Source organism: Pseudomonas sp. FG6, from assembly GCF_057809015.1.
Map to the genome: position 1 here is coordinate 89,978 of NZ_JBMDJD010000012.1, position 17,379 is coordinate 107,356.

Here is a 17,379-nt window from a genome sequence, read left to right on the forward strand (position 1 = left end):
GCGCGGCACCGGAACAGCCAGGCAAGGCCCATGACCCCTTGCCTAGCTCGACGGCCGGGTTATTCCAGGCTTTCGCCACGCTCGCGGGCAATGGCGCGGTAGCCAATGTCCTTGCGGTAGAAGCAGCCTTGCCAATCGATCTTGGCGGCAAGCTTGTAGGCCTGCTGCTGGGCGGCATCGACACTGGCGCCCATGGCCGTGGCGCACAACACGCGACCGCCAGCGGTGACGACCTGTCCATCCTTCAGCTCGGTCCCGGCGTGGAACACCTTGCCTTCCAACTGTGTTGCCGCGTCCAGGCCTTGGATAACGCTGCCCTTGGTGTAGTCGCCAGGGTAGCCACCGGCTGCCAGTACGACACCGACGCTCGGGCGCGGGTCCCACTGGGCTTCGACCTTGTCCAGTGCCTGGGCCAGAGCGGCTTCGACCAGCAGCACCAGGCTCGATTGCAGGCGCAGCATCACCGGTTGGGTCTCAGGATCGCCGAAACGGCAGTTGAATTCGATGACTTTTGGGTTACCAGCCTTGTCGATCATCAGGCCAGCATAAAGGAAACCGGTGTAGACGTTGCCTTCTTCGGCCATGCCACGCACGGTCGGCCAGATCACCAGGTCCATGACCCGCTGGTGTACGTCGGCGGTGACCACGGGGGCCGGGGAGTAGGCGCCCATGCCGCCGGTGTTCGGGCCGCTGTCGCCGTCGCCGACACGCTTGTGGTCCTGGCTGGTGGCCATTGGCAGGACATTCTTGCCGTCGACCATGACGATGAAGCTGGCTTCCTCGCCGTCGAGGAACTCTTCGATCACCACGCGCGAACCGGCGTCACCGAAGGCGTTGCCGGCGAGCATGTCGCGCACGGCTTCTTCGGCTTCGGCCAGGGTCATGGCAACGATCACGCCTTTGCCGGCGGCCAGGCCGTCGGCCTTGATCACGATCGGGGCGCCTTTTTCACGCAGGTAAGCCAGGGCTGGCTCGATTTCGGTGAAGTTCTGGTAGTCGGCAGTCGGGATCTTGTGGCGCGCCAGGAAATCCTTGGTGAACGCTTTCGAGCCTTCCAACTGCGCCGCACCGGCGGTTGGGCCGAAGCAGTCCAGGCCACGGGAACGGAACAGATCGACCACGCCGGCCACCAGCGGGACTTCCGGGCCGACGATGGTCAGCGAGACGTTCTTCTCGGCGAAATCGGCCAGTTGCTCCAGGGCCAGCACGTCGATGGCGACGTTTTCGCACTTGGGTTCGATGGCGGTGCCGGCATTGCCCGGTGCCACGAAAACCTTCTGCACACGCGGATCCTGAGCCACTTTCCAGGCCAGGGCGTGTTCACGGCCACCGCTGCCAATGATCAAAACATTCATTTCAAAAACCTCGGATGACGCTGATTCTATGGAGCATCGCAGAGATGCTTCTGTGGGAGCGGGCTGATGTGGGAGCAAGGCTTGCCCGCGATGCAGGCAGCTCGGTTTATCAGGCGAACCGAGGTGATGCTATCGCGGGCAAGCCTTGCTCCCACACAAACCCAACTCCCACAGGGAGTTGGTTGTATCAGTGACGGAAGTGGCGCATGCCGGTGAATACCATGGCGATGCCGGCTTCATCAGCTGCGGCAATCACTTCTGCGTCACGCATCGAACCACCCGGCTGGATCACGGCGGTGATGCCGACCTTGGCTGCGTTGTCGATGCCGTCGCGGAACGGGAAGAACGCATCGGAGGCCATGACCGCGCCTTGTACCTGCAAACCGGCGTGTTCAGCCTTGATCGCGGCGATGCGCGCGGAGTTCACGCGGCTCATCTGGCCGGCGCCGACACCGATGGTCTGGCGGTTCTTGGCGTAGACGATGGCGTTGGACTTGACGTACTTGGCGACTTTCCAGGCGAAGATCAGGTCGTTGATTTCCTGTTCGCTCGGGGCGCGCTTGGTCACGACCTTGAGGTCTTCGCTGCCGATCATGCCAATGTCGCGGCTCTGGACCAGCAGGCCGCCGTTGACACGCTTGTAGTCCCAGGCCGGTGCGCGGTCAGCCGACCACTGGCCGCAAGCCAGCAGGCGCACGTTGGCCTTGGCGGCGACGATGGCGCGGGCTTCTTCGCTGACCGAAGGGGCAATGATCACTTCAACGAACTGACGGTCGACGATGGCCTTGGCGGTCTCGGCGTCCAGCTCACGGTTGAAGGCGATGATGCCGCCGAATGCCGACTCGGTGTCGGTGGCGTAGGCCAGTTCGTAGGCCTGGCGGATGCCGCCCTCGGCGTCCGGGCTCACGGCCACGCCGCAAGGGTTGGCGTGCTTGACGATCACACAGGCTGGCTTGACGAAGCTCTTCACGCATTCCAGCGCGGCGTCGGTGTCGGCCACGTTGTTGAACGACAGCTCCTTGCCTTGCAACTGGGTGGCGGTGGCGATGCCGACTTCGGCCGGCTTGGCTTCCACGTAGAACGCCGCGCTCTGGTGCGGGTTCTCGCCGTAGCGCATTTCCTGGGCCTTGACGAACTGGGTGTTGAAGGTGCGCGGGAATTCGCTGCGGCCTTCGGTGGTCAGGGTTTCGGCCGCCTGGTTCACGGTGCCCATGTAGTTGGCGATCATGCCGTCATAGGCCGCGGTGTGTTCGAAGGCCTTGAGCATCAGGTCGAAACGCTGGGCGTAGGTCAGGCCGCCGGCCTTGAGGTTTTCCAGCACGCTGGCGTAGTCGCTGGCGTTGACCACGATGGCCACGTCCTTGTGGTTCTTGGCCGCCGAGCGGACCATGGTCGGGCCGCCGATGTCGATGTTCTCGATGGCGGTCGGCAGGTCGCAGCCAGGCTTGCTGATGGTGGCTTCGAACGGGTAGAGGTTGACCGCTACCAGGTCGATCGGCTTGATGCCGTGTTCGCTCATGATGGCGTCGTCGATGCCGCGACGGCCCAGGATCCCGCCGTGGATTTTCGGGTGCAGGGTCTTGACCCGACCGTCCATCATTTCCGCAAAGCCGGTGTAGTCCGCGACTTCCACTGCGGCAACACCGTTGTCCTGCAGCAGTTTGAAGGTCCCGCCGGTGGACAGGATCTCGACGCCCAGCTGTTGCAGTTCGCGGGCGAATTCAAGGATCCCGGTCTTGTCGGAGACGCTGATCAGGGCGCGGCGGATCGGCAGGCGGGTGGTCTGGTCGGTCATTTCAATTTCCATCAAAAGCAAGGGAAGTCAGCAAAAAAGGCGACCGTTTTTTACGCGGGCGCCTTTCTGGTTTTATTGAATGCTTACAGCAGGTCGTACTGCTTGAGTTTCTTGCGCAGGGTGCCGCGGTTCAGGCCCAGCATCTCGCTGGCCTTGGTCTGGTTGCCCTTGACGTAGTTCATCACGCTTTCGAGCAGGGGCGCCTCGACTTCGGAAAGCACCAGGTTGTACACGTCCGTGACGGCAGCGCCCTCAAGGTGGGCGAAATAATTGTGCAGCGCCTTCTCGACACTCCCGCGAAGGGTCTGGCCCTCTTCGCTGGGCGTATTGAGGTGCTGTTTCAAATTCACGTTGTCGCTCACGGGTGTTGTTCCACTCACTAAAGTCTCGGTCATCATCGTCATGCGGCCACCCCTTCGTCCCCTGTCAGGCTCTTGTAACGTTCAGCGAAGAAAGCCTGAACGTCGGCGCATTGTGCTTGCGTACCATCCAAACGATTGAAGCGGGCGCGAAACTCCCTGGCGCCCGGCAGGGTTGCGAGATACCAGCCCACATGCTTGCGGGCAATGCGTACACCCATGACTTCTCCATAGAAGGCATGCAGCGCGGCCAGATGCTCTAGCAGAATACGTTCCACCTCGGACAACTGCGGCGCAGCGAGCTTTTCGCCGGTGCGCAGGTAGTGTTCGATCTCACGAAAAATCCATGGCCGCCCTTGGGCGGCCCGGCCGATCAACAGGCCATCGGCACCGGTCGCGTCCAGCACGTACCGGGCCTTGTCGGGCGAGTCGATGTCGCCATTGGCAAAGACCGGAATCGACACGGCCTGCTTGATCGCGGCGATGGTGTCGTATTCGGCCTCGCCGGTATACAGATCGGCACGGGTGCGGCCATGCACCGCCAGCGCCGCGATACCTGCCTGTTCGGCGATCTTCGCCACCGTCAGGCCGTTCTTGTTCTCCCGGTCCCACCCGGTGCGGATCTTCAGGGTCACCGGCACATCGACTGCGGCGACGACGGCCTGCAGGATCTCGGTGACCAGGGCTTCATCTTTCAACAGTGCCGAGCCGGCGGCCTTGTTACAGACCTTCTTGGCCGGACAGCCCATGTTGATGTCGATGATCTGCGCGCCCATCGCCACATTGGCCCGGGCCGCTTCCGCCAGCATCTGTGCGTCGCCACCGGCGATCTGCACCGAGCGCGGCTCGGGATCGCCTTCGTGGATCATGCGCAGACGCGATTTGCGGGTGTTCCACAAACTCATGTCGCTGGTGACCATTTCCGAAACCACCAAGCCGGCACCCAATCGCTTGCACAACTGACGAAAGGGCTGGTCGGTGACGCCCGCCATGGGCGCGAGAACCAGGCCGTTGTGCAATGTATATGGGCCGATGCGTACCGCCGACATAGGACTTCCCTGTAGTGGGGCCGGATCATGAGAGTTCGAAAAAGGGTTGGCATGATACCCGCTCTCGATGACTGGATAAAGGTCGAATTGGATAAAATCTGAACAGCTGTCTGGTTATCGCCAGCGGTTTGGTCTGGGTGGGGTGAGTCAGAAAGCTGCCGTCAATCGACCGGCCCGGGCCGGTTTTACTCGGGCGAATGGAAGCTCAGGCTGTAGTTCACGGCCTTGGGACCCGGGTCGAGGATATCCAGCGCGATGTGGATGGGGGTTTGCGGCGGCATTTCGCCGCGCCCCTCCAGATCGCCGCCCAGGTATTCCCCGGGTTTGAATCGACGACTGGCGATCAGGTGCCCGTTGAGGTCGGCAAAGCGCAACTCCAGCAATGGGAACGGCTGGGAGAAGGGCGCGCGGTTGTAGATGATCGCATCCACTACCAGGGCGCCACTGAAGTCCGGATGGCTGCGCACCACCAGGTTGCTGCTCTTGATCTTGGCGATGTCGACCTTGGACGGTACGTCGCACCCGAGGGTCGGGCAGATTTGCAGGAACCACGGGCGGTACTGGTCCTGACGGGCCAGTTCCTCGAAATGGTAAGCAATGTACTGGCCGGCCAGGGCCGCGCTGGCGAGCAGGATCAGCAGCGCCCACAGCAGGCGTCGTCCCCAGGGCGAGCGGCGCTTGCGCCAGTCCAGTTGCAGCGGGTCGTCGTCCAGGTCGTGGAGGGCTTCGGCACGGATTCCCGGCTCCTGGCGCTCGCGGGTCTTGCGCGTCGGCGTCGGTGGCTCGGGTTCGTCGTCGAGGTCGTCGTGATCGTGGTCGTCGGTGGCAGACAAGCGCTCGAGGTGTTCCTCGGGCGCGTCGACAGGCTCCAGGCGCAGGGGGGTGACCGGTTCGTCGTCATCCGGTTCCAGCGGTTCGAGGGCCAGGGACAAGGACGGTTCGGTGCGCGGTGGTCGCGCCGGTTCGTGGGGCTCGAACGGTTCGATCGGTGCCTGCAACACGGCTTCGGCGCGTTCGTCCGGCGGTGTGCTGTAGAGGCTGTCGGACCAAGGCTCCTCGCCGGAGAGGTGGTCGCGCTGGGCGCTCAGGTTATCTTCGCGGCGGCGTCCGGAACTGTCCGGTGACCGTTTGTCACGCCGTTCCAGGCGAGCCAGTTCCTTGTCCAGGTCATCGAGATCCAGTTCGGCGGCGGTCCACTGCTTCTGGCTGATGGCCCGTGGCGGGGCCTCGACGGCGGGTGTATTCACCGGTGGTGCGGCGGGCGCAGCGGTTTGCTTGGCTGTGCGTTGTTCCAGCAGTTGGCGTGCCGCGTTGAATACTTGCAGGCACGAGCCGCAGCGAACCACCCCGCGCGCCACGCTCAATTGAGCGTGGCTGACGCGAAAGCGCGTTTGGCAATGCGGACACTGGGTGACGAAGCTGTCGGTCATGCGGCAATCCGGTCGATACAGGCGGCCATTCTAGCGCCGACGCCCGGTGATGCGCACCCAGCCATCGCGATTGGCGATCGGGTCCAGGTCAAAGTCGGCGGCATAGGCTGCAGCGACTTCCTCGCCCTGTTCGGCGAGGATGCCCGACAGCGCCAGGCGTCCGCCCGGCTTGACCAGGCTCGACAGTTGCGGCGCCAGGGAGACCAATGGTCCGGCCAGGATATTGGCCACCAGCACATCGGCCGGTACCGGTGGTAAGTCTTGCGGCAGGTACAACGGGAACGACGCCGGGTCGATGTGGTTGCGCCCGGCGTTGTCGCGTGAGGCTTCCAGGGCCTGGACATCGATGTCGGTGCCAACCGCTTCCCGCGCACCCAGCAGCAGGGCGGCAATGGCCAGGATCCCCGAGCCGCAGCCGAAGTCGAGCACGTTGCAGCCTTTCAGGTCCTGACCGTCGAGCCATTCCAGGCACAGCGCGGTGGTCGGGTGGGTGCCGGTGCCGAAGGCCAGGCCCGGGTCCAGCAGCAGGTTGACGGCATCCGGCTCCGGCGCGGCGTGCCAGCTCGGTACGATCCACAGGCGCTGGCCGAAACGCATCGGCTGGAAGTTGTCCATCCAGCTGCGTTCCCAGTCCTGGTCTTCGATCACTTCGCTGTGATGTTCGGGCAACGGGCTGCCGGTCAGCAGTTCGAGATGGGCGAGTACGCTGGCCGCCTCGGTGCCGCCTTCGAACAGGGCCAGCAGGTGGGTGTGGGACCACAGCGGGGTGGTATTGAGTTCCGGTTCGAAGATCGGCTGGTCTTCGGCGTCCATGAAGGTGACCGAGACTGCGCCTACTTCAAGAAACGCATCTTCGTAGGTTTCAGCTTGTTCCGGGCTGATAGCCAGGCGTACTTGCAGCCAAGGCATGGCGGGCACCTTTGAAAAATATCGACAGGGGGCAGCGCGTGGCTGCAAAGGCGCGCAGTGTACGCCAGGTCGCTGGCAAAGTGGATAAGCGCGTCTGCGCGGCCCGGGTGGGTGTTTCGATATATATATGTATGCCTTGGACATGCCGCAGGGCAGATAAGGTGCCGGTCCACACAACAGGGAGGAATGTGATGGACAACACGGCCCAGCGGCAAGGAAACGTAAGTGGCGCGGCAGCAATGGCTTCCCCGCCGGCGGCAACGGCGCAGGCCATCCTCGAAAGACTGGCGCGTTGGCAGGCGACCATCGACACGCGGCTGCAAACCCAGATGAGCGTGCTGGAGGTGCTGGAGGAGTACCTGCTGGTGGAGCTTCGCACCCGGTACCACCAAGGCAACATCGATCCGCACTTCATCGACACTCTGCTCGATACGGTGCTGCAACGGCTGATCGACCCGCGGCCGATCATGCCCGACGAAGCGTACGACGTGCCCTACCGGTGGGCGGGCGGTGTCGACCAGGGAATGCCGGTCGAGCGCCAGGAGGCCATTGCCCAGGTGGTTGAGAGTGCCGCGTCGGGTTTTGTCAGCCACTACCGGGACGCCCTGCATCGGCATTGGAACATGGCGTCGGGCGATGCGTCCCTGGCGGAGCTGGTCGAGCAACGGCTCGACGATCACTTGGCGGACGTCGCCCTGATCCTGCGGCCGGACCCATTGGCAGGCCTGGACGTCGATGCGCTGCGGGACAAGCTTGATACGCTCCAGGAGGGCTGGCGTCGGATGAGCCAATTGACGACGTTGGCGACGGCGTCGGAGCGTCAGATCCTGCAGGCGATCACCCGCCTGCAACTGCCTGACTGGCTGCGAGGCCTGGACGACGTTGACCGCAGGCGCCTGAAGGTTTTCCAGGAGCAGACCTCCCAGGCACAGGCGCTGGTGGACAGGCTGCTCGATGGCCTGGGGTCGTTGCAGGCGTTCGCCCGGCAATTGGCCAGGGACTATGTCCGGCAAGAACTGGACATGGAGGTCGAGCCCGATAGCGTTCGGGTGCAACTGCAGTGGCGAAGCGTAATGGGCCAGCCGCTGCATACCCGCAGCCTGAGCGAGTGGCTGGCGGCCGGTCCGCTCAGGCCGGATGCCATTTCGGTGTGGCGGGTGGAAAACGGCGCCATGCTGCGCAACCAGGCGCTTTCACCGGCATTCATGAGCCAGTTGCTGGCGCAGGTCGATGCCCCGGCCGGCTACTGGCAAGCTCTGGTCGAGCGGTATGCCCGCAGGGACCTGAAAGATGCTCTGTTCGATTGGCTCTCGGCACGGTTGCAGCAAAGCGCGTTCGTTGCCCGCTGCGCAGGTCACCTGAAGGAGGCCAATCACGACGCGGTCAAAGCCCTGTGGGATGGCGAGCCTTCGGCGCAGGCCGGTGTCTTGCGGGTCAGCGGCGTGGTGCTTCCCAATGCTCTGCACTGCGCCGATTTACTGCTGTTCTATCCCCCGGACCTGCAAGGCGACCTGTTGCTCTACGCCCCCGACAAGCCGGACGGCCAGGAGTGGATCGAGCTGCCCTCGCTGTGGGCAGTGAGCGTGGAGATCGGAGCATGGACCCGTGGCGAAGCCGGTCGCGAATATTTGCTCCAGCGGATCGTGCCACGGGCGCGCGGTGACGCCCGGGAATACTTTGCCCGCGTGGCAGACAAGCCGACGACCTGGGATTCGAGCAAGGACCTTCGTGGGGCGGTGGCCGGGTTCAGGGCTTGTCTTGAAGACGTCGTTGCAAGGGGCCTGGACAGCCATCTTGCGCAGGTGGAACTGGACGAATCGCCTCGCTGGTACGCCGCCCTGACGCTGGATTCCCGGCGAAACCTCAGCAGCCTGAACCAGGAGCTTCTGGTTCATCAGGCAGTGTTCAACCAGCAGGTCGAGGGCTACGAAGTCTTCGTGGATTTCGCCAAGCGGACCGTCACCCAGGCCATTGCCCCTTACCTGCGCAGCAAGGGTGTGCAGGAGCCGGTCGATCCTGCAACGGTGCTCATCGACTACAACCCGGGGTTGGCCGATGGCAAGACGAAAGTCGCCAGCCTGCTGGAGCTTGCCATCTATGGCTACGACGACAACTCGGGGATCGACAACCCGCGAAAAGGGGTGCGCTCGGCGGTGGGGCAGGACCTGAGGCAGGTTCGCAGTGCGGAGCTGGCGAGCTATCTGCGGCGAGCCTACGTGGGGGAGCAATATGCGCGGGAGGTCCGCGCCCGGTTTCTCGATGCCGGCGCCCCGGAATACAACGCGCGCCGCAACGCCTACCGCAACCTGCTGCTGACCCGGATGGACCGTGACCTGCGTGTCGCAATGGGCAAGTCGCAATTGAGCGCGAACGAATTCTGGTGGCTCACTCGCCAAGTCACCCTGTTGAGTGGGCCGGTGGCGCTGTCCGGTCCGGTGTATCCGGGTGCTGTCGTGCAGCGTGAAGGTGTGATCAGGTTTTCGGTGGGCGGCCATGTCGTCATGGGGGCCTACGTTTTCACTTACTTCGATCCGAAGGGCTCGTATTGGCTGTATACGCCGGACGCGCCGGACGGTATCGCGTTTCGCAGGTACCAGGACTTTGCCGGGAAAGTCGCGGCGCGCCTGCAGGATTATGTACTGGAGCGGGTCGCACTCAGTGCCCGCACGGTTGTCCGGCGCTCACTGGTGGCGCTGGCGACGGCGAGCATGGGCGTTGATGCGTTGCGCGAACTCCATCGCGTGAACGATATCCAGGCAGAGTTCGATGCATCCGTCGAGCGCGCGGTCAACGATGTGGAGGACGTCACCCGCAGCCGTGCCGAAGTGATCAGGCAGCAGGTCATCAAGGGGCTGTTGTTTGCGTCGGCACCGGTGTGCCTGGTTTATCCCCCTTTTGCCTTGCTGCTGGATGTCGCGTTAATTGCCGCGAGCGCCGGGCAGGCCGTCGAAGCGCATTGGCAGGGCGACACGGATCGCGCGCTGGGGCAATGGGCGATGGCCTCCTGGGGAGTGCTGTTCGCCGCGCTGGGGGCAGGAACCGTCGCTACGTTGCTGGGGACAGCGGCCAGGAGCCTGAAGCTTGTCCTCAAGCCGCTGTCACTGTCCGCGCAGCGCTTGGGGCTTGTGCCGCCGCGGCTTGCCAAGGACGTCGGGCCGATCATCCCGCCCCTACGCTTCAAGCCCAGGCAGGCCGTGAGTAAAACCCCCGAGAACCTGGAGTGGGTGACCGAGGAGGGGATTTTCCAGGGCACCTATCGCAGCCCGTCCAGCGCATCGCAGCCGCTCAACACCTATTTCATACGCAGCAGGGGCAAGTATTTCCAAGTGAAGGAAGACCCCTATTTCGGCGGCTTGTGCCTGGTGGACGCCAGCCGCCCGGGTGCCTTGTACAACTTGCCCATTCGCAGGATGGGCAATGGCAAATGGGCGCACAACGAGGTCGGCTTGAGAGGCGGCAATGAACATGCGCATGTCCTCGGGCGGGTGAGCGATTTGCGGGAGGCGTTTCCCGGGCATGTCTTCCCGGACGTATCGAGGGGGGCGTTGCAGGGCGAGGCCGTGGTGGCGAGGTTCAGCGATGCGGTGGCGGACAACTATCTGTTCTCCCTGAACGCGCAGACGTGCGTGATCGCATCGTTGTACAACCCGACCACCAGGACCGGGGCCGTCGTTCATTTCGATCACAACATCCGCGCGCTGATCGAGCGCAGTCTCCGGGACGTGACACAGCGGCTGGGCGGAGCGCCCCGGGATATTCGTGCCACCCTGGTGGGCGGGGATTGGCTGACGGGCGCCGACATTGGCGGTCGGGTCCGCTCGGCGATGAGGCGCCAGGGCCTGCGACCCACCTGGGATCACTGGTCGTATTCTTCCTGCTTCGGCAATACCTACGGTGTGTCACTGGACTTGAGCAGTGGGGTCACGTCGGTGTTCAAGACGTCCCGCAGCCAGGTCGAGCGCTACTACATACCGGTGCTGGCACGGGCGAAAAAGAGCGGTGACCCGGTGTCGGTGCGCGCCCGCGGGTTCATGACGCGCTTGCGCAGCGATCCTTTGGTCGCCAATGCCAACGGTGCCATCAGCACCTTGCAGGGCAGGCCGGCGACGGCGTCGCAGATCGAGGCCCAGGCGTTCTCCACGGTGGCGCTGAGCTGATTGGTTATTTGTCGAACGCAAAAAAAAGACCCCGGCCAATGGACCGGGGTCTTTTTTACATCACGCGAAACATCAATGCTGGCTGCCCAGCTTGTGCTCCAGGTAATGGATGTTGACGCCGCCTTTGCAGAAGCCTTCGTCACGAACCAGGTCGCGGTGCAGCGGGATGTTGGTCTTGATCCCGTCCACCACGATCTCGTCCAGCGCATTGCGCATGCGCGCCATGGCTTCGTCACGGGTTGCCCCGTAGGTGATCAGCTTGCCGATCAAAGAATCGTAGTTCGGTGGAACGGCATAACCGCTGTACAGGTGCGAATCGACGCGAACGCCATTGCCGCCCGGGGCATGGAAATGCTTGACCGTGCCTGGGCTTGGCATGAAGGTTTTCGGGTCTTCGGCGTTGATCCGGCATTCCAGCGCGTGACCGCGGATGACCACGTCATCCTGGGTGAACGACAGCTTGTTGCCGGCGGCGATGCTGAGCATCTCCTTGACGATGTCGATACCGGTGACCATTTCCGAAACCGGGTGCTCCACCTGAACACGGGTGTTCATTTCGATGAAGTAGAAACGACCGTTCTCGTACAGGAACTCGAAGGTACCGGCGCCGCGATAGCCGATGTCGATGCAAGCCTTGACGCAACGTGCCAGGACTTCCTGGCGGGCCTTCTCGTCGATGCCCGGTGCCGGCGCTTCTTCGAGGACCTTCTGGTGACGACGTTGCAGCGAGCAATCGCGGTCGCCCAGGTGGATGGCGTTGCCCTGGCCGTCGGACAGCACCTGGACTTCGACGTGACGCGGGTTGGTCAGGAATTTTTCCAGGTAGACCATCGGGTTGCCGAACGCCGCGCCAGCTTCGGAACGGGTCAGTTTCGCCGAGGCGATCAGGTCTTCTTCCTTGTGCACCACGCGCATGCCGCGACCACCGCCGCCGCCAGCGGCCTTGATGATCACCGGGTAACCGACTTCGCGACCGATGCGCAAGGCGGTTTCTTCGTCTTCAGGCAGCGGGCCGTCGGAACCCGGAACGGTCGGGACGCCGGCAGCGATCATGGCGTGCTTGGCCGATACCTTGTCGCCCATCAGGCGGATGGTTTCGGCTTTCGGGCCGATGAAGGCAAAACCGGAGTTCTCCACCTGTTCGGCGAAGTCGGCGTTTTCCGCCAGGAAACCGTAGCCAGGGTGAATGGCAGTGGCGCCGGTCACTTCGGCAGCGGCGATGATCGCCGGGATGTGCAGGTAGGAGTGCGCAGCCGACGCCGGACCGATGCAGACGGATTCGTCCGCCAGGCCCAGGTGCATCAGTTCTTTGTCGGCCTTGGAGTAAACGGCGACGGTCTTGATGCCCATCTCTTTGCAGGCACGCAGAATCCGCAGGGCGATCTCACCGCGGTTAGCGATCAGAACTTTTTCCAACTTCGCAGTCATCAAAGGCTCTCCGCGGTTCAAACGATGGTGAACAGCGGTTGGTCGTACTCAACCGGCTGGCCGTCTTCGACGAGGATGGATTCGATCACACCGCTGGTTTCAGCTTCGATGTGGTTCATCATCTTCATGGCTTCGACGATGCACAGGGTGTCGCCTTTCTTCACGGTCTGGCCGACTTCAACGAAGGCTGGCGAGGACGGGGAAGACTTGCGATAGAAAGTACCTACCATCGGCGAGCGGGCAACGGTGCCGTTGAGCGCTGGAGCGGCAGGTGCTGCTGGAGCGGCGGCAGCTGGGGCAGCAGCCGGAGCCGGTGCAGCGGCCGGTACGTGTACCGGGGCTGGCGCGTAGTACGGTTGGGCTGGGGTCTTGCTGTGGCGGCTGATGCGTACGGACTCTTCGCCTTCCTTGATTTCCAGCTCGTCGATGCCGGACTCTTCCAGCAATTCGATCAGTTTCTTAACTTTACGGATATCCATGAATCATCAACTCCCAAGGGTCGGTCAGGGGCGTTTAACGCTTGTTATTCAAGCCGTTGCCTGTGTTTCAAGCTGCTCTAGGGCGGCCTCCAGGGCCAGTCGGTAACCGCTGGCGCCAAGGCCGCAGATCACTCCTACCGCTACATCGGAGAAATAAGAGTGATGGCGGAAAGGTTCGCGTTTATGCACGTTGGACAAGTGCACTTCGATGAATGGGATGCTCACCGCCAGCAACGCGTCACGTAATGCGACACTTGTGTGTGTAAAAGCTGCTGGATTGATCAAAATGAAATCCACGCCCTCGTCGCGCGCGGCATGGATGCGGTCGATCAATTCATACTCGGCGTTGCTTTGCAGATAGAGCAAATGATGGCCGGCATCCCGGGCCCGCTGCTCCAGGTCCTGGTTGATCTGGGCCAGTGTGACGGCCCCGTAGACGCCCGGTTCACGGGTGCCAAGCAGGTTCAGGTTGGGTCCGTGCAGGACCAGAAGGGTCGCCATCAGCTGTTCCTTGTTATCTGTGAGCGAGTATCAGAACCCGGCGACTATGCCGCAAAGCCTTGATGACTGTCCAGTTCTCGGCAATAGCCAGCACGATGACCGATGTTTGCGCGAAGTTTGTGACCGTGATTATTGATTCGGTCACCCTGCTCCCACAGGAAATCTGTGGTGGGCCGAGGATCTGTGCCCACCCTGGGTTGTCATGTGTATTGAGGTCAAACCCGAAACGCCTGCACCGCCGTGTGCAGCCGTCCCCCCAGCACCAGCAGGTTGTCGCCCTGTTCCCGCCCTTGGCCGATGCGCTGCAGGTTGTCCCCGCCCAGTTGGTGAATCCGTTCGCTGTGATCGCGGATTTCGCTGACGGCGCCGCTTTGTTGGGCGGTGACGTCGGCGATGCGCACGGCTGTGGCGGAGATGGTCTGGATGGCGCCGACGATCTCGTCCAGCGCGCCGTCAGCCGCTTGCGCCTGGCTGGCGGTGGCCTCGGCGTGTTCGACCTGGGCGCGCATGCCCTCCACCGATTGACGCGCGGCCAGTTGCAAGCCGGCGATCAACTCCTGGATTTCGGCGGTGGCACCTGCCGTACGCTGGGCCAGGGAGCGGACTTCTTCGGCCACCACGGCAAAGCCACGGCCCATTTCCCCGGCGCGGGCGGCCTCGATGGCGGCGTTCAAGGCCAGCAGGTTGGTCTGGTCGGCAATCGAGCGAATCACCGTCAGCACGCCGCCAATGGTGGCGGATTCCTCGGCCAGTTGTTCGATCATCTGCGCATTGTCCTGAACTTCACCCACCAACGCGTGCAAGCCCGTGAGGCTCAGGCCGATGACCTTCTGCCCTTGCTCCACTGCCTGTCCGGCGCTGCGGCTGGCGTCCGCTGCCTGGCTGGCGTCGCCGGCGACCTGCTGGATGGTCGCCTCCAGTTCGCCGAGGGAGTCTCGGATCAATGCGGTGTCATCGGCCTGGTCCTCGGCCCCGCTGTGCAGCTCGCCACTCAACTCGGCCAGGGTCCGGCTGCTGCCGGCGACCTGTTCGGCGTTCACGCGGATAGTGCCCACCAGGTCCACCAGATAAGCGCGCAGGCGATTGAGCGACGCCTCGATGTCTTTCAACTCGCGGTTGCGGGCATCGACTTGGATGTCTCGGCTGAAATCCCCTTCGGCCCAGGTCGACAGGGCGGGCGCCAGCTGGGTCAAGGTCCGGGCCAGGCGCCGTTGCAGGGTATCGATGAGCAGCGCGATCAGCAGGATCAAGCCGATCATCACGCCCTGGATCAAGCGCACTTCGCCCTGGATCCGACCATGCTGGGCCCGGACCGCAGGCTCCATGGCATCGATCGCTTGCTGCACATCGGCGGTTTTCAGGTGAGTGGTGTTGCTCAACTCGGTGCGCTTGTGGATCAGTTCGCGGGTACGTGCAAGTTCTGCGGGATAGCGGCCGAGCAAACTGTTGAGCTCGCGCTTGAGGGCGATGCCGGCGTCTTCGGCAATGGTTTTTTCCTCGGATTGCAGGCCCATCAGCGCGGCGAAATCATCGCTGCCGGTTTCGTTGCTGGCCGTCACGCCGAGCAGCGGCAAGCCCTCCAGGCGCTCGGCTTCCAGGCGGATGCTGGCCAGCTCCCGTTCGACATCGGCGGCCAGCTCGCTGCGGCCGCTGCTGACCAATTTGTCCCGCGCCAGCGAGAGCCTGCCCAAGTGCTGCGAAGCGGCGAACAGCGGCGGCAGGTACGCCGGGGCGCCATTGGCATAGCGGGCCAACTGATCGAGATTGGCGCCCAGTTCGCGCTCGGCCTGCAACAACAGCGCCTGCGGATCGCCGGCCAGTTTGCCGGCGGCCAGCAGGTCGGTCTTGCTGAAGCCATCGAGGTTCGACAGGCTCGGGCGCAGGGTCTGGGCCAGTTCCAGGGGGAATTGATCCAGGCCTTTCTGCAGGGTTTCGAGGGCCTGGGTGGCGCTGTTCAGGCGCAAGGCGTCGCCGCTGCCCAGGTAATCTTCAATGTTGCGCGCCACCTCGTTCTGGAACTGTCGAGACAGGCCCAGGTAGCGCTCCATCAACAGGTAAGGCCGTTCGAGGGCCACCTGCGACCACCACAAGGTGGCCCCCAGGCCCAGGCAAACAGTCACTAAAAGAAGGGTATTGAGATTGGTCAGCAGCTTCAGGCGCATCGTGGGCCTACCAAGGGCAGAATCGTAAGCGCCTGAATTTATTGCGTTTGCATTACATGTTTATGACCGAATCAGTGGAATCTGATGAAAAGGTGGCACTTTGCTGTGATTGCCGCGCGCTGTGCACCCGGTTGCGTCCGGCGTGCTTGGCGCGGTACAGCGCTTCGTCGGCCTGGCTGGCCATCATCAGGCTGTCGGACTCTTCGCTCATCTGCACCACGCCCGCGCTGAAGGTGCACCACAGGTCGTGGGGCTGGGCCGGATAGTGGATCTCGGCGAAGCGTTGGCGGATTTCGTCCAGCACCTTGCAGGCGGCCTCGATGTCGGTGTCAGGCATCACGATGGCGAACTCTTCACCGCCGTAGCGGCCGATGAAGTCGGTCTTGCGCAGGCGCTGTTTGAGAAACAGCGCCAGGCTCTTGATCACCCGGTCGCCCATGGGGTGGCCGTGGCTGTCATTGACCCGCTTGAAATGGTCGATGTCCAGCATCGCGAAGCTCAACGGCTTGCCTTCTCGACGGGCACGGAAACCGCAATCTTCGAGCAGTTGCAGAATGTGGGTGTGGTTGTACAGGCCGGTGAGGCTGTCACGCACCATCCGTGCCTTGAGGTTGCGGGCCCGGGCGGCGCGGTTGCGCACGGTGGTGATCAGGTGCCGGGGCTTGATCGGTTTGGTCAGGAAATCGTCGCCGCCCTCGCTCATGGCGTCGAGCTGCTTGTCCAGGTCGTCTTCGGCGGACAAGTAAATGATCGGTACGCTGACGTAGCGGTCGTTGTGACGGATCACCTTGGCCAGCTCCGTGCCGGTGCAGGCCGGCATGTACATGTCCAGGATGATCAAGTCAGGCTGGAAATCCGCCAGCTCGGCCATCGCCTGGATCGGCTCGATCAGCGTGCGGGTGACGATGCCGGCGCTGTTGAGCAGGCGCTCAGTGTGCAAGGCCTGGGCGCGGGAGTCGTCGATGATCAGCACTTTGTAGGGTTCGTACTGGGCGACGCAGGTCAGCACCTCGATCTTTTCCAACAGGCTCGACGCCTCGAGCGTGCCGGTGAGGAATTCCTGCCCGCCGGCGCGCACGGCGGCCAGGCGTGTCGGCGTATCGGTTTCCAGCAGGCTGAAGAACAGCAGTGGTAACGGCTGTTCCAAACCCTGCTGGGCTTCGGCGGCCAGTTTCAGGCCGATGCCGGGGCCGCTGAAATCCACGTCCATGACAATCGCCGCCGGCAGGCGCTCGACCATCGAGGAGCGGAACGCCGCCACGCTGTCCAGGGCCTGGGCGCTGAGGCCGAAAAATTCCAGTTGCTTGGCCAGGCGCTCGGCGCGGTCATGGTCCTGCAGCAGTACATAGATAGGTTTGCGCAGTGGCGGCAGGAAGGTCTGTTCGAGTTGGTCGCCATGGCGCAGGCCAGTGCGCGACAGGCGCTGCATCAGGCGATTGATTTCGGTGATCAGGTGGCTGCTCAGGCGCCCGCGGTTGTCGTTCACCGCTTGCAGCGACTGACTGATGCCCTGGGCTAGCTGGGAGTGTTCCGGCTGCTCGAAGCGCTCGGCGAAGCGCAGCAGGCGCAGATTGGCTTCGCTGAGCTCCGACAGATCGGTACTCGACCACTCGCTGCGTTGCAGGCGCTGCCAGATCTCCAGGATCTGGCGAGCCTGATGAATTACCCGCTGGGCAAAGTGGTGCTTGAGGCGCTCACGGCTGGGGTCTTCTGGCTCGGTCATATCCTGACTTCTAGTTAGGGTGCATGCTGAGG

At 63.2% G+C, this 17,379-nt stretch carries 12 protein-coding genes; 1 reads left to right on the forward strand and 11 read right to left on the reverse strand.

What is annotated here, in order from left to right:
* Positions 1-59 precede the first annotated feature (59 nt).
* From purD to prmA, 6 genes are all read right to left on the reverse strand, one after another.
* Complete coding sequence (gene purD, locus ACODSJ_RS10305) at positions 60-1,355, reverse strand: phosphoribosylamine--glycine ligase (RefSeq protein ID WP_489101625.1); 1,296 nt, start codon at positions 1,353-1,355, stop codon at positions 60-62.
* A 187-nt stretch (positions 1,356-1,542) separates the two neighbouring features.
* Positions 1,543-3,150: a bifunctional phosphoribosylaminoimidazolecarboxamide formyltransferase/IMP cyclohydrolase gene (gene purH / locus ACODSJ_RS10310; RefSeq protein ID WP_489101626.1), complete on the reverse strand. Its 1,608-nt coding sequence runs from the start codon at positions 3,148-3,150 to the stop codon at positions 1,543-1,545.
* 83 nt (positions 3,151-3,233) lie between these two features.
* Positions 3,234-3,554 (reverse strand): DNA-binding transcriptional regulator Fis, encoded by a 321-nt coding sequence (fis, locus tag ACODSJ_RS10315; RefSeq protein WP_008368706.1) that lies wholly within the window; start codon positions 3,552-3,554, stop codon positions 3,234-3,236.
* Positions 3,551-4,558, reverse strand: a complete 1,008-nt coding sequence (gene dusB / locus ACODSJ_RS10320) for a tRNA dihydrouridine synthase DusB (protein ID WP_489101627.1) — start codon at positions 4,556-4,558, stop codon at positions 3,551-3,553. The genes fis and dusB overlap by 4 nt, the downstream gene beginning before the upstream one ends.
* 185 nt (positions 4,559-4,743) lie before the next feature.
* Entirely contained in the window at positions 4,744-5,988 is a 1,245-nt protein-coding gene (locus tag ACODSJ_RS10325) for a DUF3426 domain-containing protein (RefSeq protein WP_489101628.1), read from the reverse strand.
* A gap of 30 nt (positions 5,989-6,018) precedes the next feature.
* Positions 6,019-6,897, reverse strand: a complete 879-nt coding sequence (prmA, locus tag ACODSJ_RS10330) for a 50S ribosomal protein L11 methyltransferase (protein WP_489101629.1) — start codon at positions 6,895-6,897, stop codon at positions 6,019-6,021.
* 239 nt (positions 6,898-7,136) lie between these two features.
* On the opposite strand from prmA, the gene ACODSJ_RS10335 reads away from it, so the two are divergent.
* The gene (locus ACODSJ_RS10335) at positions 7,137-11,054 is read left to right on the forward strand and encodes a dermonecrotic toxin domain-containing protein (RefSeq protein WP_489101630.1); all 3,918 of its coding nucleotides are present in this window, start codon (positions 7,137-7,139) and stop codon (positions 11,052-11,054) included.
* A 72-nt stretch (positions 11,055-11,126) separates the two neighbouring features.
* Here the strand turns inward: ACODSJ_RS10335 and accC are convergent, their stop codons facing one another.
* From accC to ACODSJ_RS10360, 5 genes are all read right to left on the reverse strand, one after another.
* Positions 11,127-12,482 (reverse strand): acetyl-CoA carboxylase biotin carboxylase subunit, encoded by a 1,356-nt coding sequence (gene accC, locus ACODSJ_RS10340; RefSeq protein WP_489101631.1) that lies wholly within the window; start codon positions 12,480-12,482, stop codon positions 11,127-11,129.
* 17 nt (positions 12,483-12,499) lie between these two features.
* Complete coding sequence (gene accB, locus ACODSJ_RS10345) at positions 12,500-12,961, reverse strand: acetyl-CoA carboxylase biotin carboxyl carrier protein (protein ID WP_489101632.1); 462 nt, start codon at positions 12,959-12,961, stop codon at positions 12,500-12,502.
* Positions 12,962-13,009: 48 nt separating this feature from the next.
* A complete protein-coding gene (aroQ, locus tag ACODSJ_RS10350; protein ID WP_489101633.1) occupies positions 13,010-13,462 on the reverse strand; it encodes a type II 3-dehydroquinate dehydratase in 453 nt (150 codons plus the stop codon).
* A 215-nt stretch (positions 13,463-13,677) separates the two neighbouring features.
* Positions 13,678-15,624, reverse strand: coding sequence for a methyl-accepting chemotaxis protein (locus tag ACODSJ_RS10355; protein ID WP_489101634.1), 1,947 nt, complete (start codon positions 15,622-15,624; stop codon positions 13,678-13,680).
* Between the two features lie 52 nt (positions 15,625-15,676).
* Complete coding sequence (locus ACODSJ_RS10360) at positions 15,677-17,347, reverse strand: diguanylate cyclase (protein ID WP_489101635.1); 1,671 nt, start codon at positions 17,345-17,347, stop codon at positions 15,677-15,679.
* Positions 17,348-17,379 lie beyond the last annotated feature (32 nt).

What these genes read in the sequence shown, in the direction of transcription:
- accB (WP_489101632.1), bottom strand. Translation starts at nt 12,961, where the DNA reads ATGGATATCCGTAAAGTTAAGAAACTGATCGAATTGCTGGAAGAGTCC.
- purD (WP_489101625.1), bottom strand. Translation starts at nt 1,355, where the DNA reads ATGAATGTTTTGATCATTGGCAGCGGTGGCCGTGAACACGCCCTGGCC.
- prmA (WP_489101629.1), bottom strand. Translation starts at nt 6,897, where the DNA reads ATGCCTTGGCTGCAAGTACGCCTGGCTATCAGCCCGGAACAAGCTGAA.
- accC (WP_489101631.1), bottom strand. Translation starts at nt 12,482, where the DNA reads ATGACTGCGAAGTTGGAAAAAGTTCTGATCGCTAACCGCGGTGAGATC.
- fis (WP_008368706.1), bottom strand. Translation starts at nt 3,554, where the DNA reads ATGACGATGATGACCGAGACTTTAGTGAGTGGAACAACACCCGTGAGC.
- ACODSJ_RS10360 (WP_489101635.1), bottom strand. Translation starts at nt 17,347, where the DNA reads ATGACCGAGCCAGAAGACCCCAGCCGTGAGCGCCTCAAGCACCACTTT.
- ACODSJ_RS10325 (WP_489101628.1), bottom strand. Translation starts at nt 5,988, where the DNA reads ATGACCGACAGCTTCGTCACCCAGTGTCCGCATTGCCAAACGCGCTTT.
- purH (WP_489101626.1), bottom strand. Translation starts at nt 3,150, where the DNA reads ATGACCGACCAGACCACCCGCCTGCCGATCCGCCGCGCCCTGATCAGC.
- aroQ (WP_489101633.1), bottom strand. Translation starts at nt 13,462, where the DNA reads ATGGCGACCCTTCTGGTCCTGCACGGACCCAACCTGAACCTGCTTGGC.
- dusB (WP_489101627.1), bottom strand. Translation starts at nt 4,558, where the DNA reads ATGTCGGCGGTACGCATCGGCCCATATACATTGCACAACGGCCTGGTT.
- ACODSJ_RS10335 (WP_489101630.1), top strand. Translation starts at nt 7,137, where the DNA reads ATGGCTTCCCCGCCGGCGGCAACGGCGCAGGCCATCCTCGAAAGACTG.
- ACODSJ_RS10355 (WP_489101634.1), bottom strand. Translation starts at nt 15,624, where the DNA reads ATGCGCCTGAAGCTGCTGACCAATCTCAATACCCTTCTTTTAGTGACT.